This is a genomic window from Nocardia sp. CDC159, from assembly GCF_023740735.1.
GTDB lineage: Bacteria > Actinomycetota > Actinomycetes > Mycobacteriales > Mycobacteriaceae > Nocardia > Nocardia pulmonis.
The window spans coordinates 262,621-288,374 of record NZ_JAMRXH010000006.1 but is presented as its reverse complement, the minus strand read 5'-3'; the positions used below and the strand labels follow the sequence as shown (position 1 = coordinate 288,374).

Genomic DNA, 25,754 nt, shown 5'->3' with positions numbered 1-25,754 from the left:
ATGCACTTCAAAATCCGCTTCGCTGTGTTAGCCGCGTATGTGCTGGCGCTCGTTTCCTCGGTGGTCGTCGCCGGTTCGGCGACGGCGAACCCGATTTCCGACGGGTGCAGCTACGACAGTTCGGTGGCCGATCAGGCCACTCTCACCTGCTCGCCCGGCGCCGGTGCCGGTGCCCACGCCTTCATTCGCTGCCGTGATATCGGCGGCCTGCTGCACACCCGCGTCGGCACCACCCTCGGGACCGAGGGCGGGGTGTCCCGGGCGGTCTGCGCCGACGGCGAGACCGGCCCCGCCTAGTCGCTCTCGCTGACCTCCGGCGGGCTCGTGGCCGGAACCGACCGATACCGGTTGGGCACTCGCTGTTCCCATTCGATCGAAAGGTTCACCCATGTCTGCACCCAGCAACCCCTCGTACGCCGCCCGGCGCGGGGGCAAGCATCGTAAGGAAGTCCAGCGCAACCGCCGCGGTCTCTACGCCGCCGCCGCCTTCGCGTCGATGGCCGGGGCCCTGGCGACCGGCGCCAAGGCGCAGGCCGATGTGCCGCCGCCGACGCCGCTGGTGAAGACCACCGGCGATCTCGACCTGCATCCCGCCGTCGGGACCCCCGGCGCCCTGCGCGCCCTGCCCGATCTCGGGGTGCGGCCCGCCGTCGGCGCTCCCGGTGCCGTCCCGGGCCTGCCCGACCTGGGGGCCGTCGTCTCCGGTCTGGGCAACGCCATTCCCGACCTCGCCCAGGCCGTGCCGAACCTCGAGACCGTCGCGCCGCAGGCCGGACCGGATCTGGGAGCCATGGCGGGCAATGCGATCGGCCAGGCGCTCGACGCCTTCGGTGTTCCGGTCCCGCCCGCCGATCCGGCTCAGGCCAGCGGGCCCGCAACGATCCGCCCGGACGCCCCGGCGCCGATCTCGGTTCCCGGCATCGCGGATCAGCTCCGCAACAACGCGGTGGGCACCACCGACACCGTGAACCCGGTGGGCCCGGTCGCGGCTCCGGTGAACGAGCTGGCCCAGATCGCCGCCCAGGTGCTGGGCTCCGGACTGGACCTGAAGCAACTCGCGGAATGGTCCGATCGAGCATTCCCCTCCGGCCCGCTGCGTCAGCCCGTCAACGACCTGCTGGGCTTCGTCGACCAGGCGATCGAGCAGGCCGGGTACCGCCGCGACACCGACGCCAACCCCATCACCGATCTACTCAACCAGGCGCGCACGATCTTCGGCCTCCCGCACGAGGACGACCCGCGGCAGGGCCTGCGCGAGCTGCTCCAGCCGATCCTCGGCGACACCCTCGGCGCCGGAGATCCCTTGCAGCACTTGGCCGAGGCCCTGCGGCAGATCGGCGGCCAGCAGGGCGGCGGCTTCGAGGCCCTGGCCGCGACCGTGCTCGGCTACGTATCGCCCGTGCTGGGTGGGCTGGCCCCGCTGCTCAGCTATGTGAGCCCGGTGCTGAGCCTGATCTCCGATCCGGGTACCGCGTTGAAGCCGCTGCTCAACGACATTCGCGCGATGTTGACCAACACCGGTCTGGTGGGCACGCACCATGCCGCGCTGCAATTGCTGGGTGTGCCCGCGCTCGGGCTGCTGGTGATCGTACCGCTGCTGTTCGCCGGTGCCCTGGCGATCGGCGCCATCGGCATAGTCGCGCTGCTGGCCGCGCCCATCGTGATCGGTGCGCTGGTGATCGGGGCCGTCGTGCTCGGCGGGCTCGCGATCGTCGCGCTGCCCGTGCTGGCCGTGGCTGCGATCCTCGCCATCCCGGTGCTGGTCGTGCTGGCCATCGTCGCGATTCCGGTGTTGATCGTGGGAATCCCGTTGGCGTTCATCGCCTTCCAGATCCTCGCGCCGATCATTCTGGCGTTCGGGCTCGCCGCCTTCGCCGTGACCGTGGTCGGCGGTATCGCGGTGTCGCTGGTCGTGACGGCGCTGGGGCTGGTCACGACGGCGGCCCTGTTCATCGTCACCATGGCCATCGGCCTGCTGGCCGCCGCCCTCGCGCCGTTCTTCGGCCTGATCACCGTGCCGCTCATCTTCACCCTCGCCTTCGGCATCCTGGTGGTTGGCATGATCGCCACGGCCATCGCCGGATTCGGCACGCTCGCGGCGACTTTCGTGATCTCCGCACTGCTGGCGGGTGCGCTCGCCCTGGCCTCGCTGCTCACCCCGTGGGGTCTGATCGCGCTGCCGATCCTGGCCGTGCTGGGCCTGGCAGCACTGATCCTGTTCGGCGCGGCCGCGCTCGTCATCGGCGTCGCGGTCGGCGCGGTGTCGCTGGCGGGTCTGCTCAGCATCTCGGTGGTCGGCACCGCGGCCATCACCATTCTGATGGCCTGGGCGCTGGTCGCGACCGCCCTGCATCTGGCCGCGGCGTTCGTGTTCTGGTGGTTCGGGGCCGCGGCCGTGCTGCTGACCGCCGCCGCGGGCATCATCGCCACCGCGGTGGCCGTGGTGGCCGGACTTGCCGCCACCATCTTCCTGACCTTCGCCATTCCGGTCCTCGGGCCGCTGCTGTCGCCGCTGTTCTTCCTGGCGCTGGTCGTCGCACCGGCCGCGCTGGGGCTGCTGTTCCTGTTCACCGGCGTCGGCATTTCCGGTCTGGTCCTTGCCTTCTGCACCAGCTTCCTGCTGACCGCGGCCGCGGGCTGGGCGTTCGGCGTGCTCGCGCTCGGCGCGCTGCTGGCGCTGGCCATGCCCTATACGCTGCCGTTCGCGTGGATCCCGCTGGTCGCGTTCGCCGCCGCCAGCGCGGCCGGGATCATGGCACTCGCCGCGGCGAACTACGTGTTCACCGGCGGCGGCCTGATCGCGGTCACCGCCGCCGCGATCGTGACCGCCGTCGCGGCCGTCGCCGCCGTCTTCGTGGGCGGTCTGGTCGTCAACATCTTCAGCTGGGTGATGATGACGCTCACCGCGTTCGCGCTCATCGCGATCAATCCGCCGCTGGCGCTGCTGGCCATCCCGCTGCTGGTCTTCGGTCAGCTGGTGGCGACCCTCGGCGGTGTCGGCGTCACGGTGCTGGCGGGCACCCTGCTGGCCGGGTTGGCCGCGGTGTTGACCGTGGGCAGCAGCATTCCGCTGGCGCTGAGCATTCTGATGATCGTCGGCACCTGGGTGCTCGGTTCGCTGCTGTTCCCGCCGCTCGCGCTCGTGGCGATCCCGGTCGGTATCGTCGCGCTCGCCGTGGCGGCCATTCTCATCGCCGCGGAGGACTTCGTCGGATTGGCCGCGCTGGCCGTGGTGGTCCTGGCCGGGGGCGTCCTGTCCGCCGCCGTGGGTCTGGTGCTGTCGATCGCGACGGTCGTCATGGGGATTCCGTATGCCGTGTGGGCCGGGGTGCTGAGCATCCCGTTCCTCATCTTCGGGCCGTTCGCGCCGGTCGTGTCCACGGCGATCTCCCCGATCATCGCGCTGGCGCTGCTGGCGATCTGGTCGCCGTTCATGGCCGCCGGATTGACCGCTGCCGCAATCTCTTTGGCGGTCGAGGCGTTCGGCTTCTTCGGCATCCCGGCGATCCTGGTGACCTTGGCCATCGGACTGGTCGTCGTCGGCAAGGGTCTGGCGGCGTTCCTGTGGCTGCTCAGCCTGGCGATGGACTTCACCGCACTGCCCGCGCTGGCCGCGGTGGTGCTGGCCGGAATCCTGGCCGTCGCCATTCCGACTCTCGCCATCGGTATCGGGATCGGCCTGGCCATCGCGGCGACCGTCGCACTGCCACTACTGGCACTGGCCACGGCCATCGGTATCGGGATCGGCCTGGCCATCGCGGCGGCCGTCGCACTGCCGCTGCTGGCACTGGCCACCGTGATCGGTATCGGGATCGGCCTCGCGGTCGCGGCGGCCATCGCGCTGCCGCTACTGGCACTGGCCGCCATCGCCGCGATCGTCGCGGGTGCGGTGGGCATCGGCATCGGAGTCGCTGTGACGGTGGCGCTTTCGGTTCCGCTGCTCGGCCTGCTCGTGCCGCTGGCGTTGCTCGGCCTGCTGGCGCTGGCCCTGCTGCCGCTGCTGCTGGCGCTGGCCGTCCCGGTCCTGGCACTGGCCGGAATCGGCGCGCTGGCCTTGGCCGCGGCGCCCTTCGTCGCGATCGGCCTGGCCGTGATCGCGGCCGTGGCCCTGCCGGTGCTGGCCGCCGCCGCCTTCGGTGTGCTGGCCGCACTGGTCGCACCGATCGTGCTGCCGCTGGCCCTGGTGGGCCTGGTGACCCTGGCGGTGCTGCCGCTCATCGTGCTCGCGGGTATCCCGGCGGCGGCCCTGGCCGCGGTCGGCGCCCTCGCGCTGCTGAGCGCTCCGGTAGTGCTGCCACTGGCTCTCCTGGGCCTGCTGAGCCTGGGCGTGGTCCTGCTCGGGTTGCCGCTACTGCTGCTCGCGCTCCCGGTGCTCGCGATCGTGGCGCTCGCCGCAATCGGAATCCCCGCGCTGGCAATCGGTGTCGGTATCGGCCTCGCGGTCGCCGCCGCCCTCGCCCTCCCGGCGCTGGCCATCGGCGTCCCGCTGGCACTGCTCGGACTGGCCGCCCTCGCCGCCATCCCGCTCATCCTGCTGGGCCTACCGATCCTGGCCCTGACCGGACTCGCGGCCCTGGCCACGATCGGAATCCCCGCCCTGGCAATCGCATTCGCCATCGGCGCCGGGATCACCGCCGCCATCGGCCTCGCGATCGCGGTCCCCGCGCTTGCCGTCGGTGTGCCGCTGGCACTGCTCGGACTGGCCACGCTCGCCGCCATCCCGCTCATCCTGCTGGGCCTGCCGATTCTGGCCCTGGCCGGATTGGCCGCTGTGGCAATCGCATTCGCCATCGGCGCCGGGATCACCGCCGCCATCGGCCTCGCGATCGCGGTTCCGCTGGCCCTGGCCGTACTCGCCGCGTTCGAGGTGGCCAAGCTCGCCGCGCTGGTGCTGGGCGTGCTCATCGGCCTGGCCGTCGCGGCGGCGATCGTGCTGCCGCTGCTGGCCATCGGGGTGCCGCTGGCGCTGCTGGGCGGCCTCGCCGCCCTGGCCGCGACGGTGGTGCTGGCGCTGACCGTGGGGCTGGGCGTCGGTGCGGCGGTCACCGGTGCCGTGGCGTTGACGGTCGGAATTCCCTGGGTGCTGGCCGATCTCGGCATCGCCGCGGCGGTGCTGACCCTGGCGGCTCTGGCATTGCTGGCCCTGTTGAGCCCGCCGTTCCGCTCGTATGTCATCTCCGCGATTCGGGCGGCGCTGGACAACGACACCCCGCGGGCCGGAGTCACCGGCGGATCGACCCCGACGGGAACGCAGTTCCTCGACGATCTGCCCGGTGACGACGCCCCGCTCGATCAGGTCGTCGCCTCGCTGCAGAAGCGGATGGCCTCGCCGCAGCGGGCCGCCGCACCGGTGCAACCGCACGCCGATATTCCGCTGGTCGGCACGAGAGTGACCGACGGACCGGTCCGAGGCGGCCAGCCGCGGCTCGTCCCGGTCACCTTCTGAAAATCCCACCCATCGAACGAAGGAGCAGTCATAAACCCCGAATCGCACTACGCCAACGGCGGTCTCGGCCAGCCCAATGCCGAACTCCACCTCGAGTACCTCTACGGCCCGCAGTGGCAGCACGTCATGTACATCGTCGAACGCGCCGGACAGCTCACCGCCGAGGAGCGGGAACGGCTCAATGCCGAAGCGGGCCGGATGATGCAGTCGCGGATGAACGCGGCCTCGGGCAGCGGTGGCCCCGGCGGCGGCCTGGCCGGGCTGCTGGGCGGGCTGGGCATGCAATCCGGCGAGCCGCAGCCGGAACAGATCGCCGCCGAAACCGCCAAGGAATTCGGCCGCACCCGCAATATCCAGATCGCCGGAATGGTTGCCGGACAGGCGGTCTCGACGATCGGGGCGGCGGGCGGCGGCGATCTCGCCGGGCTGCTGTCCTCGCTCGGCTCCATCGGCACCATGACCGTGGTCAACGGCGCGGCCACCGCCGCCGTACTCGGCGATCTGGTGGGCCGCGGCCGCTTCACCCAGGACGTCTTCGACGCCCTGATGCGGCCCTGGAGCACCGCCCTGTCCTGATCCCCGAACGCGACGACAGCGAGGAGTTCGCCATGCTGGATACGAGATTCACCGGAAACAGCGCCAGTTCGGTCGACCCGCTCGGCGGCCTGCTCGACACCTCCTCCGCGCCGGTCAGCTTCGGCTACTACGAGGAGAACGCCGCCGACGCCGACACCATCGCCCGTTGCCATCGGCCGCGCACGGGCCCGGTCGGGTGGTGGAACCGGCATCGTCGGATCCGGCTCGCGGTCGGCATGGCACTGGTGCTGAACCTCGGTTTCCTGCCCGCGGTACAGGACGGGATTCTCACCGCGCTGTCCCATGTCGCGTAGCCTGCGGCGCCGGGCGGCGGCGCTCATCGTGTCCTGCACGGTGAGCGCCGCCGCGGCGCAACGCCGCATCGCCGCGGCCGCCGCGGCGGCCCGGCGGATCGAGGCCGACCTCGACACGATCGCTGATACGATCGGCTCGGCCGCGGTGCACGACGCATTGGCCGAGGTCAGCGACGCCACGGACCGGCTGCACGACGCCTTGCGCAGGCTCGACCGGGCGATCGCCCCCGCATTACCCGCACTGTGCCTCACCCCCTCGGTACGACATTCGCTCGACGCGCTCCACAGTTCGACGGAAGGCATGCGGTCCTCGTGTGCCGCCGATGCGATAGGACGAGCTCGGTGAACACTCGCACCACACGACCTCCGCGCGGCGACGCGGACGACGGCCGGGGCGCGGCCGAGCATCGCGGCGTCCGCGGCCGCGAGGGCTTCGCCGCCCGCTTCGACGAACTGTTCACCGTGGCCGGTTCACCCCCGGTGAAGTCGGTCATCCGAGCCGCCAACCTGCGCATCGGCGCCGGAGCCGGGCGCATCACCGCCCAGCGGATCAGCGACTGGCGACGCGGCAACCGCACCCCGGCCACCTTCGAATCGATCCGCCCGGTGCTCGAGGTCCTCATCGAGGAGGCCCGGGCCCGGGGCGATCGCCGCATCGACCCGGCCCTGCTGGACCTGCGGCGCTGGCACGCGGAATGGAAGGCGGCCAAGACCGAGCCCGCCCCGGTCGACCTCAACCGCCCGCCGTACCGCGGCCTGTCGGCCTACCGGGCGGTGGACCGGGACCTGTTCTTCGGTCGCGAACAGGCCAGACAACAGCTGTTCGAACTGATTTCGGAGGTGGAGGCGGGTGGCTCCACGCGCCTGGCGCTGCTGCTGGGCGACGCCGGGGTCGGCAAGTCGTCCCTGCTCGCCGCGGGGCTGCGGGCGACACCGGGACCGCGGGTGCCGATCACCATGACACCCGGCGACGATCCGGTGACCGCCCTGCGCTCGGCCCTCACCGCCGCACCGGTCCGCCGCGGCCTGCTGCTGATCGACCACGGCGAGCAGCTGTTCACCCAGTGCACGAACGAGTCCGCGCGCAGGCGATTCCTGACCGAACTGGCCGCCGTCGCGGCTCCCGACGCGGACCCGCCCACGACCGTCGTCATGGCCGTCGACGCCGCCCACCTCACCGAACTCGGCCACTACCCGCTGCTGCTCGACGCACTGCGCGACCGATCGATGGTGCTGGAACCGATGACCGAACAGCAGATGCGCGAGGCCATCGTCGGCCCCGCCGCCACCGTCGGGCTGCGCGTCGAGGACAGCCTCGTCGAGCTGCTGCTGCGCGATATGGCCGCGCTGGAGGCGAGCAATACCGTCCGGCTGGGAACGCTGTCCTACACCCTGGCCAAGATCTGGCAGCATCGCAGCGGCCGCACCCTCACCGTCGAGGCCTACCGCGAGACCGGTGGTGTGGCAGGCGCTTTCGCCAAGGGCTGCGAGCGTATCTGGGCGCTGCTCGATCCGCGCGAACAGGAGTTGACCCGGCACCTGCTGGTGGCGTTGACGATCTCCGGACCCACGGCCGTGGTCCGCAATCGGGTGCCCACCGCGGTACTGCTCGAGGAGGCCGAGGATCCCGAGGCCCTGCGCGCCGTCATCGCCCGGCTGCTCACCGAACGGGCGATCCGCCAGCACCACGGGGAACTCGAACTGGTCCACGACATGGTGCTCACCGCCTGGCCCCGGATGGCCGAATGGCTCTCCGAGGAGAAGGAATGCGCCCTCGCCCGCCAGCGCATCGAGGCCGACGCCCGCGAATGGGCCGGTCAGAACAAGCCGACCGCCTTGCTGTACAGCAGGACTCGCCTCGAGGACGCCGCGGAGGTGCTGCGGCGCACCGAATCATCGAACCGGCTCGCCCGCCAATTCGTCGCCGCCGCCCTGGCGCATCAGCGCAAACATCTGCGCGTGCGCCGGGCGGTCCTGTCGGTGGGCGCCGCGATCACCGCCCTGGTCGTCCTCCTGTCGATCGTCATCATCGCCCAGCGCATCACCGCCGCACACGTGCGCGAGGACGCCTGGGTCGACGCCACCATCGCCGAATCCCAACGGCTGGAACAGGACAACCCCGCCCTGTCCACGCAGCTGGCCCTGGCCGCCTACCGGCTCGCGCCGCACGATCCCAATGCCCAGGCCCGCCTGCTGGCGACCCAGCTGCTGCCGCGCGAACTCGTCTCGCCCGCACTGCATTCCGGCCCCGTCCTCGCGGTGACGGCCAGCACCGGCGGCAGTCGACTGGCCTCCGCGGGCGCCGACGGTGTGGTGCGGTTGTGGAATCTGTCCGGGCGCAACCCGCTCACGCCCCTCGGATCGGGTCTCGAATGCCGCTGCGGCAGTGTCGAAGCGGTCACCTTCCGGCCCGACGGCAGCGTGCTGGCGAGTGCGGGCGGCGACGGCGTGGTGCGGCTGTGGGATGTCAGCGACGGTGAAAACTCCCGCCCGCTCGGCTCGTTCGACATCGGCACGCCCGTCACCGGCATGCTGTATCTCCCCGACGGCCGCACGGTGGTCGCGGCCGGGGCCGACGGCACGCTGTCGTTTCTCGATACCGCCGCGCCGCAGGCGATCCGCCCGCTCGGCACGCCCGTGGCGACCGGTTCCGGCGCGGTGCGGGCGCTGGCGCTCGCTCCGGATGCACCGGTGCTGGCCAGCGGCAGCGACGACGGCAGCGTGCGCCTGTGGGCGGTGGGCGATCCCGGCCATCCGAACCGGCTCGCGTCGCTGCGGATTCCCGGCGCCCTGCAGGCGCTGGCCTACGGCCCCGGCGGCAGGCTCGCGGCCGGGACGGCCGACGGTCTGGTGCAGTTCTGGGACGTGCACGACACGGCCGATCCGCGACCGGTCGACCGCGTGGACGTGCGCCGAGTACCGGTCGCGGCCCTGGCCTTCGGCCTCGACGGCCAGCTGCTGTTCGTCGCCGACGCCGACGGCACCATCCGGGTCCGGGACACCCGCCGCACCGATCTGGTCGGACCGACCGGCTGGGAGGTCCACGACAGCAGCGATTCGATCCGATCGCTGGTCGTCGTCTCCGAGCGGGAAATGGTCACCGCGGGCTCGGACGGCAGACTGCGGGTCTGGCAACCACCGCTGGCCCAGTTCCCCGTCCTGTTCGGCGGCGCGCTCAGCTCCGCCGCCTTCGACCGATCCGGTTCCCTGCTCGTCGACGGTGTGCACGACGGACGGGTTCGGTTGTGGGACATCGGCGATCCACAGCGCAGCCGCCCGCTCGGCGAAATCCCCGCCGCGCCGCCCAGCCGACAGGGGGTCCAGGTCACGTTGCGCCCCGATCACGGCCTGCTCGCCACCGACGACGGGATCGGCGCGCGGCTGTGGAATCTGGCCGATCCGACCCATCCCACCCCTGTCGAGCCGCCGGGCGGTGTCGCGCTGACGGGCCCGGTCGCCTTCGACGCCCATGGCGATCGCCTGCTGAGCGGCGTCGACCACCGCGCGCTGCAGCTCTGGGACAGCTCCGATCCGGCCGACATCCACCCGCTCGGTGACCCGCTGCCCGGTTCCGACGGGGACCTACGCCATGCCGCCCTCGCACCCGACCGGTCCCGGGTCGCCGCGGCCGACGGCGCGCGAATCCTGGTGTGGGATACCACCGATCTCACCCGTCCCGCGGCGCCGGTCGCGCTCGACACCCACGGCGCGACCGTGCGCCAACTGCTGTTCGGCCCCGCGAGCCGCTACCTGTTCAGCGCCGACGACACCGGCATGATCCGCAGCTACGACCTCGCCGATCCGGCCCGGCCTCGCGAGATCGGCGCCGTGCGCGCCCATCACGCCGCGATCCGCACGCTCGATCTCGACGCCTCCGGCCACCGGCTGGCCTCCGGCGGCGACGACCAGACCGCCCGGGTCTGGGACGTCACCGACCCGGCCCACCTCACCGCCCTCGGCGCCCCGATCGCCGCCCCCATCGGCTGGACCTGGTTCGTGCACTTCGACCCGCGCGACCACGACCGGCTGTTCGGCGTGGGCGACAAGGCATTCGCGCTGTGGTACATCGACCCCGACGCGGTCGCGACCCGGTTGTGCGATGTGTCGACACCGCGCATCGACGAGGACACCTGGCACGAGGTGGTCGGGTCCGTGCCCCGGGTCCAGCTCTGCCCCTGATGCGATTGCGGTGATCCCAATCGGTGCCAGCGATCGTATGCCTCGCTAACGTGTTGCGGTTGGACGCTGTTGTGGAGGTGTGCGTGAGTACCGAGTCGACCATCGAAATCGATACCGCGCCGCACCCGCTCGACGATCCGGTACGTGCGTCGCTGCAGGGTGAGCACCGTCGGTTCGCGCGCTGGGTGGGGCGGATCGGCCGCTACGATCCGGAGGTCGCCCGCTTCGTCGGGCATCCGCCGGTCCTGGAGGAGCGGGACTGGGCCGATCTGGCCACCCTGCTCGGCCCGGGCGGCGCGACCGCGCTGCGCGGCCCCGACCATGTGCCGCCGCCGGGGTGGACGGTGCTGGATCGGTTCGGCTCGGTGCAGATGGACGGCAGCGGCCTGCGGGTGGCCCACGACCCGGACCTCGAAAGGCTCACCGCCGCCGACGTTCCCGAGATCCTGGCGTTGATCGCGCGCACCGAACCGGGCCCGTTCGCCCCGCGCACCATCGAGATGGGCCGCTATCTGGGCCTGCGGGTGGACGGCAGGCTGGTGGCCATGGCGGGCGAGCGCATGCATCCGCCCGGCTGGACCGAGATCAGCGCCGTCTGCACCGACGCCGAATTCCGCGGCCGCGGCTTCGCCTCGCGTCTGGTGCGGGCGGTCGGGGCGGGCATTCGCGCGCGCGGCGAGATTCCCTTCCTGCACGCCACCGCCACCAACACCACGGCCATCGGCCTGTACGAGCGGCTGGGCTTCACCCTCCGCCAGCGGTCGATGCTGACGATCGTGCAGGCCCCCTAACCGAAAACCACCACGGCGCAATCAGTTCGCCGGCTTGTCCGAATCCGGGCGACCGCCCCGGGAGAACCGCCGGACCAGCAGCACGAGCCCCACCCCCGCGCCCGCGATGGCCGCCACCAGCGGCACGAGGAGGACGAGCCAGGTCAGATACCGGATGAGTCGCAGCCATCGCTCCGAGGACGGCGGCTCCTCCTCCGGCACTCCGACCTGCGCGAACAGGGCGCCGAAGGTGTCGTACAGCATCATCGCAGTCATACCGCTCGATGCCCTCCTCGAAATCCCTTGCGATATCGGTGGTTGCCGACGATACGGGGATCGAGGAGGGCGAACATCCGCCGCGAGTGGTGGTCCGGACGAAACCACCGTGGTAGCGGGTCAACTCCGGTCGAAGGCGCTGACCACCGCCGCGGCCAGGATCAGGATCGCCGAAACCAGCAGTGCCACATCGAGGCCGTGGTGGAACGCGGCCTTTCCGGCGTTGATCACGTCGGACAGCTTGGACAGGTAGGGCAGGTACGGGGTCATATCGGCGCCCGGGGGGACGCGGCCGCGTTCGACGACGTCGATGGCGCCGGGCTGCAGGGCGGTGGGCAGGCCGAATCCGCTCATCAGCGCCTTCAGGTCGGCGGTGAGGTACAGGTTCACCAGGGCGCCGAGCACGGCGACGCCGACCGCCGAACCGACCTGACGCATCGTATTGGTGGCCGCGGCGGCCATACCCGAATGTTCGGCCGGTACCCCGGACAGGACGGCCGAGGTCAACGGCACCACGGCGGTGCCGAATCCGAAGCCCGCCAACGCCATCGCGGCCGCCAGCGGCACATCGTGCAGGGGACCGGCGAGCACGTGCCGGGTCAGCAGGATGCCCGCCGCGCCGAGCGCGCAGCCGAGGAACATGGGTGGGCGGGCGGCACGACCCGCCACCCAGAACCCCGCCGTCAGCGATCCGGCGACGATCGCGACCGCCATCGGCGTGAAGACCGCCGCCGTGTGCGCGTTCGAATACGACTGCACCACTTGCAGATACAGGGCGGTGAAGAAGAAGATCGAGAAGACGCCGAAGTAGACGGCGAAGGCGACCATCAGCGCACCGCGCACCGCGGGCAGGCGCAGATAGCGGAAGTCGAGCATGGGCGCGCGGGCCCGGGATTCGACGGCGACGAATCCGGCGAGCGCGACAGCGCCGAGCGTGAACAGCGCGATCACCGCGGGCGCGGTGAAACCTCGGTCGCCGCCGAGCGTCGCGGCATAGACCCATGACCCGAGAAATATTGCGCCGAGCAGTGATCCAGCCCAATCGTGCGGCCCGACGCGCGGGTCGGCACTCTCCGGAATCGACCACAGCGCGGCCACCAGCGCGGCCGCGCCGATCGCCAGATTGAGCCAGAAGATCGAGCGCCACCCATACGCCTGCACCAGCACCGCGCCCAGCACCGGCCCGGCCGCCAACGCCAGGCCCGAGACCGCCGCCCACACCCCGATCGCCCGCGCGCGCATCCGATCGTCGGGGAAGATGTGCCGCAACACCGACAGCGTGCCCGGTTCCGAGGCCGCCGCACCCAGTCCCATGATCGCGCGACCGGCGATGAGCATCGCCACGCTGCCCGCCAGCGCCCCGACCACCGATCCGGCGCAGAAGATCACCAAGCCGACGATCATCACCCGCTTGCGACCCCAGCGATCACCGAGTGAGCCACCGGTCAACATCAGCCCGGCGAACACCAGGACGTAGGCATTGACCACCCATTGCAGCGACGTCACATCGGCAGCCAGGTCGCGCCGGATCTCCCCGAGCGCGACGCTGACCACCGTGGTGTCGAGAAAGGTCACGAACAGCACGGCCGTCGCCGCCGCCAATGCGATGCCCGGCCGCGCCGTCTCGCGCGCTCCATCGCCCCTGCGCCTCACCGCAACAGGCTACTGGCCGAAACGATTTCGGTCCGCGACGGCGCACGAGGAATTCGCCGGTGCGCCGCGTGGTGTTCGCCCCGCCCGCAGCCGTGACCCGCGGCACAGTCCCTCGCGGCCGGTGCGCCCTACCGGCGCGTTAGACTCGGAGGCTCTGCGGCGGTTGATGACACAGCCCCGCCCCGGTTCTCGACACGCGCTACCACCGGCATTGCGAGAGAGGGTACGAGGTGCGTTACGAAGACCAGTGGCGAGGGTTCCGAATCGATGTAAACCGCGTCGGCGCGGCCATGGTGGTGGCCGCTACCGGCGAGGTCGACATCCATACGGCCCCGCGTCTGCAGAAGGCCGTGGACGATGCGGTCGCGCAGCGGTCCGGGCGGCTGATCGTCGACCTGTCCCGGGTCGAATTCTTCGATTCGTCCGGTTTGAATGTGCTGCTGCATGCCACCCGCATCGCGGACGAGGTCCGTGTGGTGGCCGCCCACGCGGCGCGGCGGCCGCTGGAGGTGACCGGGCTGTCGGAGGTGATCCCGATCTTCGACACCATCGAGGACGCACTTGGCGGACCGGACGGCAGCGACCACAGGTAAATCCGACGGCGACACAGGGACGGGTCTGCACAGTGATGGATGATTCGAGGCAGTCAGCGGATCCACTGCATATCGAATTCCGGGCCGTCTCCGAGGAACTCGGCCGCGTGCGCGCCCTGCTGCGCCCCTGGCTGGCGCGGGTGATCACCGATCCGCACCAGGCCTACGATCTGCTGCTGGCCGTCAGCGAGGCCTGCTCGAACTCGATCGAACACGGCCATCACGGCGACGGGCGAGCGATTCGACTGCACGCGGTGGCCGAGGACCGCGTGCGCATCACCGTCACCGATACCGGCACCTGGCTGGCCCCGTCGGAGGATCCCGGCAGCGACCGCGGCCGCGGCCTGGCGCTCATGCGCACCCTGGTCCCCGACACCCGCGTCACCCCCGGCGCCGACGGCACCACCGTCGAATTCACCACCCTGCTCCCGGCCGCGCCGCCGCCCGGCCCGGCCACCCGCTGATCGGCGAGGAGGACCGCCGGGTAGACGAGGCGCTGACCGGCCACAGGATCGACGACCGCCTGCGCGCGGCCCGTCGGGCGTTGGGCCGGATCGCGCTGTCGGCGGCGCGGCTGTACGCCGAGCAGGCCACCATCACCGCGACGCTGATGCGCGAACTGCTGCCGCCGCGGTCGCACCGGCTCGACGGCATCGACTTGGCCCGCTACACCGAGTGGCAGCGCGAACGCACGGCCGAGGACATGCCCACATCGTCGAATTCCTCGCCACCGCCCTCTATGTCGACGACGACGCGCTGTTCACCGGCTTCATCGGCTGGACCGCCGACATCCTCCGCGCCCGCGGCGTGCCCGCGGACTCGCTGCGCCCGGCGCCGCGGCTGCTGGCGGACCAGTCGAAGGACTTCCCGCGCGCCCGGCGGATGCTCGCCGCCGCCGATACCGCGCTGCCGCGACCGGCGGGGTCGCCGCTCATCCGGTCAGCTGACCGGTCGCCGACGGCACGTGGCGGCGAATCCACCAGGCGCGGGCAAGCGCCGGCACCGCGACACGCAGCTTGCGCCCCGCGCCGACGGTGGCGCGGGCGGCGAAGACGTCGTGGTCCATGGCCGCGATGCGATCCAGAATCCCCGAGTACAGCGTGAATGCCGTTGCGACACAGGGCCGCGACCACGGCGACAGCAGCTCGACGCCCGCCGCCGCGGTGGCGTAGACGGCCCGGGTCCTGGCGATCTGGTCGGCGATCGCCGCGCGCACGGCCGCATCGGCGCGGCCGTGGGCCCGGCAGTGTGTGAGGCGTTCGCGGTCGACGCCGAACACCGCGAGTTCGTCGGCGGGCAGATAGATCCGGCCGCGATCGAGGTCCTCGGCGATATCGCGCAGGAAGTTGGTGAGCTGGAAGGCATCGCCCAGCGCCGCCGCGTACGGGGCGGCCTCGGCCGGATCGGTCACCGTGCCCAGGACCGGCAGCAGCTGCAGCCCGATCACCTGCGCCGAACCGTAGGTGTAGCGCCGCAGTTCGGTGCGGGTCGGGTAGTCGCGGATCTCCAGGTCCATGCGCATCGAGGCCAGGAATGCCGAGAACAGGGCGGGATCGATGCCGTAGCGGCGGGCGGTGTGGACCGCGGCGGCCACCACCGGAACATCGCTGTCGCCGCGGGCCAACCCGTCGGCGAGCTGCCCTTCGGCCGTGGCGATCCGGGCGCGGACGGTCTCGGGCGTCGCCTCGGTTTCCGGCAGATCCACCAGATCGTCGACGTAGCGGGCGAATCCGTACAGGGCGTGCACAGCGGGGCGTCGATCCGGCGGCAGCAGGCGGGTGGCCAGGAAATAGGTGCGGCCGTGAGCGGCATTGAGCTCCCGGCACCGCGAATACGCCTGCCGCAGTGGCGGATCGGTGATGCCCGCGGCATCGAGTTCACGCCGCGTCACGGCCCGCCCCCACCGGAATGACAGCGGGCCCGCGCCGGGCCGCGCCGGTGATGCGATCGGCGGCCAGCTGTCCGGAGATCAGCGCGGTCGGCACCCCGACGCCGGGCACCGTGCCCGATCCGGCGAGCACCGCGTTGTCGAGAAAGCGCGGAAAGTTGCCCGGCCGGAACGGGCCGGTCTGCGCCAGGGTGTGGGCGTAGCTGAACGGCGTGCCCGCCGTCATATCCGCGCGGGCCCAGTCGGCGGGTGTCAGGGTGGCGAGCAGCTGCGCCGAATCGGCCAGGCCGGGCAGCACGCGCTCGGCAGCGGTCGAAAGCACCTGGCGCAGATACCGATTCCCCTCCGCATCCCAGTTCATCGGGGCGGCGCCGGGCCGCGGCGCGAGATTCGGGACCGGCGCCAGCACCGAGATCAGATCCCGCCCCGGCGGTGCCAGGGCCGGGTCCGTCGCGGTCGGTCGGGTGATCAGCAGCGAGGGATCGCTCATCGTGCGACCCTCGGTGATCAGTTCGTCGAAGGTCCGCCGCCAGGCCGCGCCGAAACTGATGGTGTGATGGCCGATCTCGGCGCCCGCGGGGACGCCGACGTGGATGATCGCCGCCGACGGCGCGGCCCGCAGCGGCACCGCCCGCCGTGGGCTCGCCCCGAGCCAGCCATAGGTGACATGCGGTTCGGCGGTCGAGACGACCGCATCGCAGGCGAATCGTTCGCCCGCCGCGGTCAGCACGGCGGTGATCCGTGAACCCCGTCGTTCCAGCCCCGTCACGGTCGCGCCGAAACGCAGGTCGACCCCGGCGTCGGTGGCCGCCGCCGCCAGCGCGTCGGGCAGCGCCCGCACCCCGCCGCGCGGAAAGAACACCCCCGCAACGGTATCCATATAGGCGATGACCGCGTAGACCGCGAGCGCCCGCCGCGGCGCCACTCCGGCGTACAGCGATTGGAAGCTGAACACCCGCCGCAACCGTTCGTCGTGCAGGAACCGGCCGATCCGGGCGTCCACCGACCGGAATCCGCCCAGGGCCACCACCCGCGCCAGCGCCGGACCGAGCACCGACAGCGGGGAGTCGAAATTGGCCGCGATGAACCGCTCGTACTGCGCCCGATACAACCGGCCCAGCCAATCCCGCAGGCGCGCATAGCGGTCCGCCTCGGCCGCGCCCGCGAACCGGCGCACCTCCTCGTACATCGCGTCGAATTCGCTGTGCACCGCCAGTCGCGACCCGTCGGCAAAGCGCGCGTCGTACACCGGACGCAGCGGCAGCAACTCCAGTCTGCGCTCGACGCTGTCGCCCACGGCGGCGAAGGTCTGCTCGAGTATGTCGGGCATGGTCAGCACGGTCGGGCCGGTATCGAGCAGGTATCCGTCCAGGTCGAGCCGCCCGGCGCGGCCGCCCGGGGTCGAATCGCGTTCCAGGACAACCACCTCCCGGCCGCGCCCGGCCAGATGCAGGGCGGCCGAGAGTCCGGCCAGTCCCGCTCCGATGACGACGATTCGATCGGTGCTGCCGCGCACGGTGCGCATGAAATGCCTCCTGACAGAAAGTGATCAGTGCACCCGGTCGGCACACGAGCGAGCGAGGTGGACCAGAATGGCGTGGGCCTGGGGTGCCAGGTCGGCCCCGGCGAGCGCGTCGATGCCCGCGCTCACCCGCTGGCGGATCAATTGCTCCACGCGGGGCCGGGTACCGGTGTCCTCGATGATCCGCACGTAGCGGGCCACCTGCGCCGCGTCCAGCTCCGCCCGCGCGTCCAGCCGCCGCAATTCGCGGCGCGCCGGATCGTCGGCGTGCTGGTGCGCCAGCACGAGCACCGCGGTCGCCTTGCGGGCTCGGATATCGTCGCCGACGGGTTTGCCGGTGGCGTCCGGGTCACCGAAGACGCCGAGCAGGTCGTCACGCATCTGGAACGCCTCCCCCACCGCCGTCCCGTACCGGCCCAGCGCCGCCAGCACATCCGGCCCCGCGCCCGCCAGTTCGGCGCCCAGTTCCAGCGGCCTGCGCACGGTGTAGTTGCCCGATTTCGCCCGCGCCACCGCGAGCACATCCGACAGCGCGGGCTCGCGCCGGGACTCGTTGACCAGATCCCGGAACTGGCCCACGGCCAGCTCGCTGCGCAGCACGTCGTAGCGCCGCATCCCGCGGGCCAGCGCGAGCCGGTCCACCCCGCTCTCGCGCAGCAGCTGTTCGGCCCACACCAGGCACAGATCCGCGGCCAGGATCGCCGCGGCTTCGCCGAAGCGCTCCGATGAGCCCGAGAGACCCTGTCGCGCATGCCAGTCGGCGAAGGCGATATGCGCCGCGGGCAGCCCCCGGCGCAGCGGCGATCGGTCCATCACATCGTCCTGCAGCAGCGCGAAGCAGTGCAGCAGCTCCGCACTGCCGGCCGCGCGGATCGCGGCCGGGCTCTCCGGACGCACGGTCAGCCAGCCCGCCAGCTGAAACGCCGACCGCAGATACTTTCCGCCACCGGCGAATTCGACGATCACCCGGCCCAGCACCGCCGTCTCGGGCGCGGCGAGATGTTCGCCACACCGCTCCACCACGAACTCGCGCACCGACGCCGCCACGGCGGACCGCGTCCGGGCGTACCAGACGTGCGGCGGTTCGGTCGCGGTCGAGGTCGCGACAGCCGGGCGGACGGGCAGCTGTTCCGTCGTCATCTCAGTGCCTCTCCCTGGAAAGGGTCGAGGCGACCGGGGTCGACCGGTCGCCTCGACGGTGCGTACATCACCGCGGTAGGGCGTTGTCCAGCAGGTAGTACAGCTGCACCAGCGGATCGTGGACCACTCGGAACAGCATCTCGAATGCCTCGCGCATGTCGATGACCTCCATCAGGGGCTCGTAGGGCCGCACCAAGAGACTACCCAACAATCGATGCAAAAACGATGCATCATTTGGATTCGGTGGGGTAAGTGCCGGATATGACCCAGCGATCAGACGCCCGCCTCGACGACTCCGCCCCCGCCGCCGACCGCTACGACCCGGCCACGGTCGAGGCCGTCGGCAAGCTGACCGAAGCATTGGAGATCGTCGAGGTCGCCCGCGGCCACCTGTACGCCTTCCACCGCTCGACCGGAACCGCCGACTTCGCCGTCGAACGGGCGGCGCGGTCGTTGCGCGCGGCCGGACATTCCGAGCTGGCCGATCGGCTCGACGCGGAGCTGGTGGGGCGCAACGTATTACCGGGGCGCTGGACCTTTCAGGTGGTCGAGGACTACGAGAACACCTACTGCCGAGCTCAACTCGTGAGATCGGTTCGCATGTCGACCACGGTCCCGGTTGGGGTGGGCCGGATCCGCACCTCGTCCATCAGCGCCTTCATCATGATCATGCCGCGGCCGCGATAGCGGCTGTTGTCCGGCGGCGGCGGGCGCCAGCGGCCGTGGTCGGCGATCGTGATCGACAGCGTGTGCCCGTGAATGCGCGCGGACACGGTCACCACCGGCGCCCCCGACGGGGTCCGCGACCCGGCACCATAGGCGTGTTCGATGGCATTGCTGCACGCCTCACCCACCGACACGAGCACGTCCTGGATGGTGTCGTCGGCGATGCCGTGCTCGGTCAGCCAGCGTCGCAGCGATCCGCGGCTGGTGCCGAGTTGGTCGGGGACGGCGGGAAATTCGAGTCGCAGTGGTTCCACCGGCCGGTAGACCAGCAGGGCGACGTCGTCGGTGAACCCCTCGGCGGGCGCCATGCCCGCCATGATCGAATCCGCCAGCGCGCGAACCGGCAGGGCACGATGGCGGGCGAGTGTGCCGGCCGCGGCGGCGATTCCGGCATCCAGGCTCTGGCCGCGGCGCTCGACGAGGCCGTCGGTGTAGAGCAGCAGGGCGGTGGTGTCGCCCAGGCGGGTGCGGGCATTCCCGCGCCGCGTCCCGTCGACGATGCCGAGTACGGGGTGGTGGCCACCGTCGAGGGTGGACACCACCCCGTCGTCGTGGGCGAGCAGCGCGGGCGGATGTCCGGCGCTGCTGTAGCACAGCTCCCCGCTGGCCGGATCCAGGACGGCGCAGAACACGCTGGTGCACCGCGCGCCGGGCAGTTCGGCCGCCACCCGATCCAGGGCCGCGAGGGTGACGGCCGGATCGGCGGTGTGCAGCAGCATGGCCTGGCAGGCGCTGCGCATCTGGCCCATGACGGTGGCCGCGGCCAGACCCCGTCCGACACAGTCGCCGACGACGAATCCGATGCTGCCACCGGGCAGGTTCACCACGTCGTACCAGTCGCCGCCGACCTCGAGCGGCGGCGTGGCCGGTTCGTAGCGCACCGCGAAACCCGGTGGCAGCCGGTCGGGTCCGAGGATGGCGTGCTGCAGGGCCAGCGCGGTCTCGCGCTGCTGATCGATCTGATGGGCGCGCCGCAGCCCCTGGGCCAGATGGCCGCCGAGCACCGACAGCAGCGTGCGATCCGGTTCGGAGAACGGGCGCCCGTCCAGCGCGATCAATATCACCAGCCGCCCGGCCGGATGATCGATGGCGATGCCGCTGTCACCGGTGTGAGTGATCACCGGCAGCAGCAGTGGCTGTTCGCGGACGTAGTCGGCCGCCTCCCGCAGCGATGGCGGCAGCTCCCGCCAGCGGCGGTGGCCGCGATCCACGCCGTCGCCGGGCACGGCGCCGGGGCGCTGTGCGGACACCACGGCCGGTTCGCCGCCCGGGGCGAAGGTGATCGCCAATACGCGCCGGGCCCGCCACAGCGTGCGCAGTTCGTCGACCGCGCCCTCGATCGCGTCGTCGAGTCCGGTGACCCGGGCCAGCCGCCAGCCCAGTGCGGACAGGGCGGTTTCGCGCCGAATGGCGTAGTGCTCGGCGGTGACATCGCGAAAGGTGCCCACGATCAGGCGATCCCCGCTGTCGGGGTCCTCGATCCCGGCGAAGGCGAGGGTCACCCACACCTGGTGGCCGTCGCGATGCACGACCGGAATCGTCGCCGTCCCGCGGCCGTCGGTCAGCAACCGCGAAAACGCTTCGCGAACTTGCCGATAGGCCTCGGGATCGGTGTTGCGATCGGGCCACCACGGTTGTTCGGGCGGATAGGGCAGCCCGGCGTCGTCGTAGCCGAGGATGGTCGTGAACGCGGCGTTGATCTCGAGCACCGTGCCGTGCCGGTCACAGACGAAGAAGCCCGCCTCCAGCGCATCGATGATGGCGCTGCGCCAGGCGGCGTGGCGGGTGCGCAGCCGCGACATCGCCATCGCGGCACGGGCGCGGGCGAGCAGTTCGGCGGCGGAGAACGGTTTGACCAGATAGTCGTCGGCCCCGGCGTGCAGGCCCTCGATGGCCGCCTCCTGCCCGGCTCGGGCGGACAGTAGCAGAATCGGGATCTGCGCGGTGCGCTTGGCCGCGCGCAACCTCGCGATCAGCGCCAAACCGTCGAGGCGAGGCATCATGACATCGCTGACGATAAGATCCGGCGGCTGCTCGGTAGCCGCCGCCAGCGCCTGCGCACCGTCGGTGACCGCCTGCACCTCGTACTGCGGGGCGAGCAGGCGGGTGAGGTACTCGCGCATATCGGCGTTGTCGTCGGCGATCAGCACCCGGGGCTTGCGCACGGTCGCGCCGGGGTCGAGCGAATCGCCCAGCCGCCCAGCCGATTCCGGCTGTTCGGGCAGCCACCGCAACGCTTCCTGCAGATACGGCTCCGCACCCGCGGGCGATTCGGCGACGATGCCGGGGGCCACGATGTTCTCCGCCGGTAGATGTCCGGACCCGAAACGCAGCCGGATCTCGAACGCGGTACCGGCCCCCTCGACCGACCGCGCGGTTATGGACCCACCGTGCAGCCGCACCAGTTCGCGCACCAGCGCCAGGCCGATCCCGCTGCCCTCGTTGGACCGGGCCCGTGCGCTGGTGATTCGGTGGAACCGCTCGAACAGCCGCGGGATCTCGGTGGCGGGCACGCCGATCCCGGTGTCGGACACGGTGACGACCGGTCCGTCGGCCTCCTCGCGCACCGCGACGCCGATGCGGCCCTCGAAGGTGAACTTCACCGCGTTGGACAGCAGATTGAGCATCACCTTCTCCCACATCGCCCGGTCCACGTACACCGGGCGCGACAGCGGTGGACAGGTCACCGCCAATTCCAGGCCCGCGCGTTCGATCGCGGAGCGGAATACGCTGGCGAGATCGGCGGTGAGCGCGGACAACTCGACCGGTTCGTAGCGGGCCTGCATGCGCCCGGCCTCGATGCGGGAGAAGTCGAGCAGCGTGTTCACCAGCTTGGCCAGCCGAAGTCCGTTGCGGTGGATCAGGTCCAGCTCGGTCCGCACGCGATCGTCGACATCCCAGTGTGCGCGCAGCTCCTCGATCGGACCCATGATCAGCGTCAGCGGGGTGCGGAACTCATGGCTGATATTGGCGAAGAACGCGGTCTTGGCCCGGTCCAGCTCGGCCAGTTCCTCGGCCCGGCGCTGCTGGGCCCGATAGGCGATCGCGGCATTGATCAGCCCGGCGCTCTGGCGGGCGACCAACTCGAGAAACGACCGATACGCCGAGTCCAGCGCCCGGCCCGCCCGCGCGCCCAGGACGATCGCCCCGATCGATTCGGCGCCGGCGTCCGCGGCCAGTGGGAGCACCATCGCCTCGGTCGGCGCGATCTGCCAGCCGCCGTCGGGCAGCACCCCGAATTCGGCGGTCAGGTCACCGACCGCCAGCCCGCGCCCGGTCCGCACCACCTCCGCCACCGGCCAGCGCCGCGCGTCGCACCACTTGCCGCCCGCGTCCGTCGGCGCGCAGGCCAGCAGCTCCAGCGGCGCGGCGACCGACGGCCGGACATGAATCGCCGCGAACGGCACATCCGGGACGGATCGGGTGAGCACCTGCGCGACGAGTCCGGCCGCCTCGGCCACATCGTGGGCCTTACCTGCCTGTGCGCCCAGATCCTGCAGCACCGCCAGCCGGCGCTGTCCGATCACGCGTTCGGTGGTCTCCGACACCGCGGTGAACACGCCGCGAACCGCGCCGTCGGCATCGTGCAGCGGGCTGTAGGAGTAGGTCCAGTACGTCTCCTCCCGGTACCCGTGCCGATCCATCGGCAACAGCAGATCCTCCGACCAGGTGGCCTCGCCGGTGGCCAGCACCGATTCCAGCATCGGGCCGACGATATGCCAGATCTCACCCCACACCCGCGCACCCGGCTGCCACAGCGCCGGATGCTTACCGCCCAGCAGCGGGGCGTAGGCGTCGTTGTAGACCAGCCGCAGCTCCCGCCCCCACCACACGAGCATCGGAAACCGCGACGGCAGCGCGATCCGTACCGCCGAGCGCAGGGCATCGGGCCAGGTCGCGGGCGGACCCACCGTCGTCTCGGCCCAGGGGTGGGCCCGCAGCCGGCGCGCCATCTCGCCCGATCCGGGAAAGCAGGCCGCCGCCGGGGTATCGGTCATATGCGTCCTGTCGGTTGCGTCGCGCTCTGGTGTCGGCCCATAGCCAGTACCCACCGCACCGGGATTCACACCCGGGGTCGTATCCGGCCCACGCTAGAGTAGTGCTCGGGGACAGCCGGAGAAGCGGTCGCGTTGCCTGCTCCCGGAAACCCTCGGCAAATCCACAGTTCCAGTGGTATGAATTCCCGTGCGCCACATCCCCGATCCGGGGCCGACGACTTTCGCCAGTGAGGATTCCGCCATGACCACTCCGCTCGAGATCACGGTGCAGCACCGGGACCAGGCCGCGGTGCTGGCGATCACCGGCGAGATCGATATGAGCAACGCCGACCGGCTGCGCGCCGCACTGGAGGCCGCGCTGCTGCCGGACGAACAACTCGTCGTGGACCTCACCGGTGTCGACTACCTGGACTCCTCCGGTCTGGCCGTACTGCTACCGCAGGCCCGCCGCCTGCGGGTGCTGGCGTCGGCCATGCTGCGCAAGACCCTCACCGTGGGCGGGCTCACGGCCCTGACCGACGTCGAATTCCGCTGACCGCGTACCGATCCGGTGAGCACCCTCGTGGTCAACCACGGCCGTAGCCGGGCGTGCACTCCCGGGAGATGACGGCGTCGGGTGGCCGCCATAAGGTGAGTGAAATGTGGTTCGGGGCCGAGTCGAGACAACGGATGATGGCAGTACTGCCACAGATCCGCGACATCGGCGGGCCGATCGTGATCACCGCGGCCGTCCTACTGGCCACGCACAGCAACTACGCGACCGGGCCGAAGCAGCTCGACCTGCTCGGTGCCGCGTTGATCATGCTGTCCAATCTGCCTGTCATACTGCGCCATCGGGCCCCGATCGCCGTCTTCCTCACCTGCAGCGCGGGCACGGTGGCGTTCTCGGCAGCGGGTTACTGGGAGGCGTTGAACCCTACGGGAACGCTGCTGGCGCTGTACACCGTCGCGAGCTGCCGCCCACCCGACCGCTCGATCCCGGCGGCGGTCCTGCACACCCTCACCCAGGCCTTCAGCGGAATAGTTTCCGGCGAGATCGCCCTCTGGCTGCTCGCGGTGCTCGCGCCCCAATTCAGCCTGACCGCATGGATGCTGGGCAATCACAAGCGAGTGCTGGCCACCCGCAACGCGCAACTGGCCGAGCTCACCGAACAGCTCGAGCGCGATCGCCTCGAGCGCGCCCGCCGCGCCGTCGTCGACGAGCGCGTGCGGCTCGCGCGCGAACTGCACGACGTGGTGGCCCATCACATGGCGGCCATCTCGATCCAGGCGGGCCTGGCCCGCTACGTCTTTCACTCCGATCCGAACACCGCCTTCACCGCGGTCCGGGCCATCGGCGATGCCAGCGGCAAGGCGATGGCCGACATGCGGAGGCTGCTGACGCTGCTGCGGCTGGACTCCGAGGCGCCGGGCGCGGGCCAGCTGGTCGATGTCGGGCTCGATGTCGACCGGCTCGACGATCTCGTGAAAAGCGTGACCGACGCCGGGGTTCCGGTCACACTGGCCATCACCGGCGCGCGGCGGCGGCTGAACGCGGGGGCGGAGCTGTGCATCTATCGCGTGGTTCAGGAGGCGCTCACCAATGTGCTCAAACATGCCGGTGATGCCCGGGCCCGGGTGACGCTGGACTACCGGGCCGCCGAAGTCGTGGTCACCATCGTCGACGACGGCCGTGGGCCGCCCCGCGAAGGCCCCCCTAATATGGGGCACGGCTTGATCGGCATGCGAGAGCGAGCTCGGCTGTACGGGGGTACGCTCAGCGCAAATGCCCACGCGTGCAGGGGGTTCGAAGTGACGTTGCGATTACCGGTGTCCGCCGAGACCGCGGTCGAGGAGACGCCGGATGATCTCGGTTCTGGTAGTTGACGATCAGCCGTTGGTCCGCGGCGGACTGGCGGCCCTGATCGGAACCAGCTCCCAGTTGCGCGTGGCAGGCGAGGCGGCCAACGGTGACGAGGCCGTGGCCATGACGGCGGCGCATCGGCCGGATGTGGTGCTGATGGATATCCGCATGCCCGGCATGGACGGACTCACCGCCACCGAGCGGATCCTCGCCGACCCGGCCCCACCGCGGGTACTCATTCTGACCACGCACGACCTCGACGAGTACGTCTACACCGCGTTGCGCATCGGCGCGTCCGGCTTCCTGCTCAAAGACGCCTCCCCCGAACAGGTTCTGGCCGCCATCCACGCCGTGGCCACCGGCGACGTGCTCATCGCACCGGCCGTCACCCGCCGGTTGATCGAACAGTTCGCCGAGCGCACCCGCCTGCGCGACGACGCGCACCCGGACCTGCGGCTGCTCACCGCCCGTGAGATCGAGGTGCTGCGACTGGTCGGCACCGGCATCTCCAATGCCGAGATCGCCGACCGGCTCTCGGTCAGCGACGGCACCGTCAAGACCCATCTGCACCGCGCCATGCACAAACTCGGCCTGTGCAGCCGCGCCCAGGCCGTGGTCGTGGCCTATGAAACCGGTCTGGTGACGCCCGGGCACCGCTGACCCACCGCGGCTATGCCCCCGGTTGACCTTGAATGCCTTGCTACTCGGCAGGTTACGCCGAAAACACCCCTGTCGGCAGATTTCGCGGCGGCCGCGAATCCCTAGCCTTCGGGATTGCCGGACAACGCCAGCGTAGCCGTGGCGCCCTCCGGCGGGCGAAGGAGTCGAAT

General features: G+C 71.1%; 20 protein-coding genes. 13 read left to right on the top strand and 7 right to left on the bottom strand.

Going from position 1 to position 25,754, the window contains the following annotated elements; translation table 11 throughout:
- The 7 genes from NDR87_RS16140 (at position 1) to NDR87_RS16110 (ending at position 11,306) form a co-directional block, all read left to right on the top strand.
- The gene (locus NDR87_RS16140) at positions 1-297 is read left to right on the top strand and encodes a hypothetical protein (RefSeq protein ID WP_251913608.1); all 297 of its coding nucleotides are present in this window, start codon (positions 1-3) and stop codon (positions 295-297) included.
- A 91-nt stretch (positions 298-388) separates the two neighbouring features.
- Complete coding sequence (locus NDR87_RS16135) at positions 389-5,446, top strand: hypothetical protein (protein WP_251913611.1); 5,058 nt, start codon at positions 389-391, stop codon at positions 5,444-5,446.
- Between the two features lie 126 nt (positions 5,447-5,572).
- Entirely contained in the window at positions 5,573-6,022 is a 450-nt protein-coding gene (locus tag NDR87_RS16130; protein ID WP_251913614.1) for a hypothetical protein, read from the top strand.
- A gap of 32 nt (positions 6,023-6,054) precedes the next feature.
- Positions 6,055-6,336, top strand: a complete 282-nt coding sequence (locus NDR87_RS16125; protein ID WP_251913618.1) for a hypothetical protein — start codon at positions 6,055-6,057, stop codon at positions 6,334-6,336.
- Positions 6,326-6,682 (top strand): hypothetical protein, encoded by a 357-nt coding sequence (locus NDR87_RS16120; RefSeq protein ID WP_251913619.1) that lies wholly within the window; start codon positions 6,326-6,328, stop codon positions 6,680-6,682. Before NDR87_RS16125 ends, NDR87_RS16120 begins: the two co-directional genes overlap by 11 nt.
- The gene (locus NDR87_RS16115; RefSeq protein ID WP_251913621.1) at positions 6,679-10,515 is read left to right on the top strand and encodes an AAA family ATPase; all 3,837 of its coding nucleotides are present in this window, start codon (positions 6,679-6,681) and stop codon (positions 10,513-10,515) included. The genes NDR87_RS16120 and NDR87_RS16115 overlap by 4 nt, the downstream gene beginning before the upstream one ends.
- A gap of 83 nt (positions 10,516-10,598) precedes the next feature.
- Entirely contained in the window at positions 10,599-11,306 is a 708-nt protein-coding gene (locus NDR87_RS16110) for a GNAT family N-acetyltransferase (RefSeq protein ID WP_251913623.1), read from the top strand.
- Positions 11,307-11,327: 21 nt separating this feature from the next.
- Here NDR87_RS16110 and NDR87_RS16105 read toward each other — a convergent pair whose 3' ends face one another.
- Positions 11,328-11,561, bottom strand: a complete 234-nt coding sequence (locus NDR87_RS16105) for a hypothetical protein (RefSeq protein WP_251913625.1) — start codon at positions 11,559-11,561, stop codon at positions 11,328-11,330.
- 120 nt (positions 11,562-11,681) lie between these two features.
- Entirely contained in the window at positions 11,682-13,214 is a 1,533-nt protein-coding gene (locus tag NDR87_RS16100) for an MFS transporter (RefSeq protein WP_251913626.1), read from the bottom strand.
- Between the two features lie 230 nt (positions 13,215-13,444).
- Here NDR87_RS16100 and NDR87_RS16095 point away from each other — a divergent pair, with 230 nt between their 5' ends.
- Entirely contained in the window at positions 13,445-13,807 is a 363-nt protein-coding gene (locus tag NDR87_RS16095) for an STAS domain-containing protein (RefSeq protein ID WP_251913628.1), read from the top strand.
- A gap of 35 nt (positions 13,808-13,842) precedes the next feature.
- Positions 13,843-14,271: an ATP-binding protein gene (locus NDR87_RS16090; protein ID WP_251913630.1), complete on the top strand. Its 429-nt coding sequence runs from the start codon at positions 13,843-13,845 to the stop codon at positions 14,269-14,271.
- 273 nt (positions 14,272-14,544) lie between these two features.
- Here NDR87_RS16090 and NDR87_RS37890 read toward each other — a convergent pair whose 3' ends face one another.
- From NDR87_RS37890 to NDR87_RS16070, 4 genes are read right to left on the bottom strand one after another with little or no spacing between them, the layout of a single operon-like run.
- Positions 14,545-14,742 carry a hypothetical protein gene (locus tag NDR87_RS37890; protein WP_372494192.1) on the bottom strand — a complete coding sequence of 66 codons (198 nt, stop codon included), beginning with the start codon at positions 14,740-14,742 and terminating at the stop codon, positions 14,545-14,547.
- Positions 14,739-15,698, bottom strand: coding sequence for a phytoene/squalene synthase family protein (locus NDR87_RS16080; RefSeq protein ID WP_251913632.1), 960 nt, complete (start codon positions 15,696-15,698; stop codon positions 14,739-14,741). Before NDR87_RS16080 ends, NDR87_RS37890 begins: the two co-directional genes overlap by 4 nt.
- A complete protein-coding gene (gene crtI / locus NDR87_RS16075) occupies positions 15,685-17,220 on the bottom strand; it encodes a phytoene desaturase family protein (protein ID WP_251913634.1) in 1,536 nt (511 codons plus the stop codon). Before crtI ends, NDR87_RS16080 begins: the two co-directional genes overlap by 14 nt.
- A 24-nt stretch (positions 17,221-17,244) precedes the next feature.
- Positions 17,245-18,357: a polyprenyl synthetase family protein gene (locus NDR87_RS16070; protein ID WP_251913637.1), complete on the bottom strand. Its 1,113-nt coding sequence runs from the start codon at positions 18,355-18,357 to the stop codon at positions 17,245-17,247.
- 261 nt (positions 18,358-18,618) lie between these two features.
- On the opposite strand from NDR87_RS16070, the gene NDR87_RS16065 reads away from it, so the two are divergent.
- Entirely contained in the window at positions 18,619-19,044 is a 426-nt protein-coding gene (locus tag NDR87_RS16065; protein ID WP_251913639.1) for a hypothetical protein, read from the top strand.
- Here NDR87_RS16065 and NDR87_RS16060 read toward each other — a convergent pair.
- Positions 18,936-23,081, bottom strand: coding sequence for a SpoIIE family protein phosphatase (locus NDR87_RS16060; RefSeq protein WP_251913640.1), 4,146 nt, complete (start codon positions 23,079-23,081; stop codon positions 18,936-18,938). The genes NDR87_RS16065 and NDR87_RS16060 overlap by 109 nt on opposite strands.
- Positions 23,082-23,322: 241 nt before the next feature.
- On the opposite strand from NDR87_RS16060, the gene NDR87_RS16055 reads away from it, so the two are divergent.
- From NDR87_RS16055 to NDR87_RS16045, 3 genes are all read left to right on the top strand, one after another.
- On the top strand, positions 23,323-23,616 hold the full coding sequence (locus NDR87_RS16055) for an STAS domain-containing protein (protein ID WP_251913641.1): 294 nt from the start codon (positions 23,323-23,325) through the stop codon (positions 23,614-23,616).
- Positions 23,617-23,750: 134 nt separating this feature from the next.
- On the top strand, positions 23,751-24,947 hold the full coding sequence (locus NDR87_RS16050; protein WP_251913642.1) for a sensor histidine kinase: 1,197 nt from the start codon (positions 23,751-23,753) through the stop codon (positions 24,945-24,947).
- Positions 24,925-25,584, top strand: a complete 660-nt coding sequence (locus NDR87_RS16045; RefSeq protein WP_251913643.1) for a response regulator transcription factor — start codon at positions 24,925-24,927, stop codon at positions 25,582-25,584. Before NDR87_RS16050 ends, NDR87_RS16045 begins: the two co-directional genes overlap by 23 nt.
- The last annotated feature ends 170 nt before the right edge of the window (positions 25,585-25,754 follow it).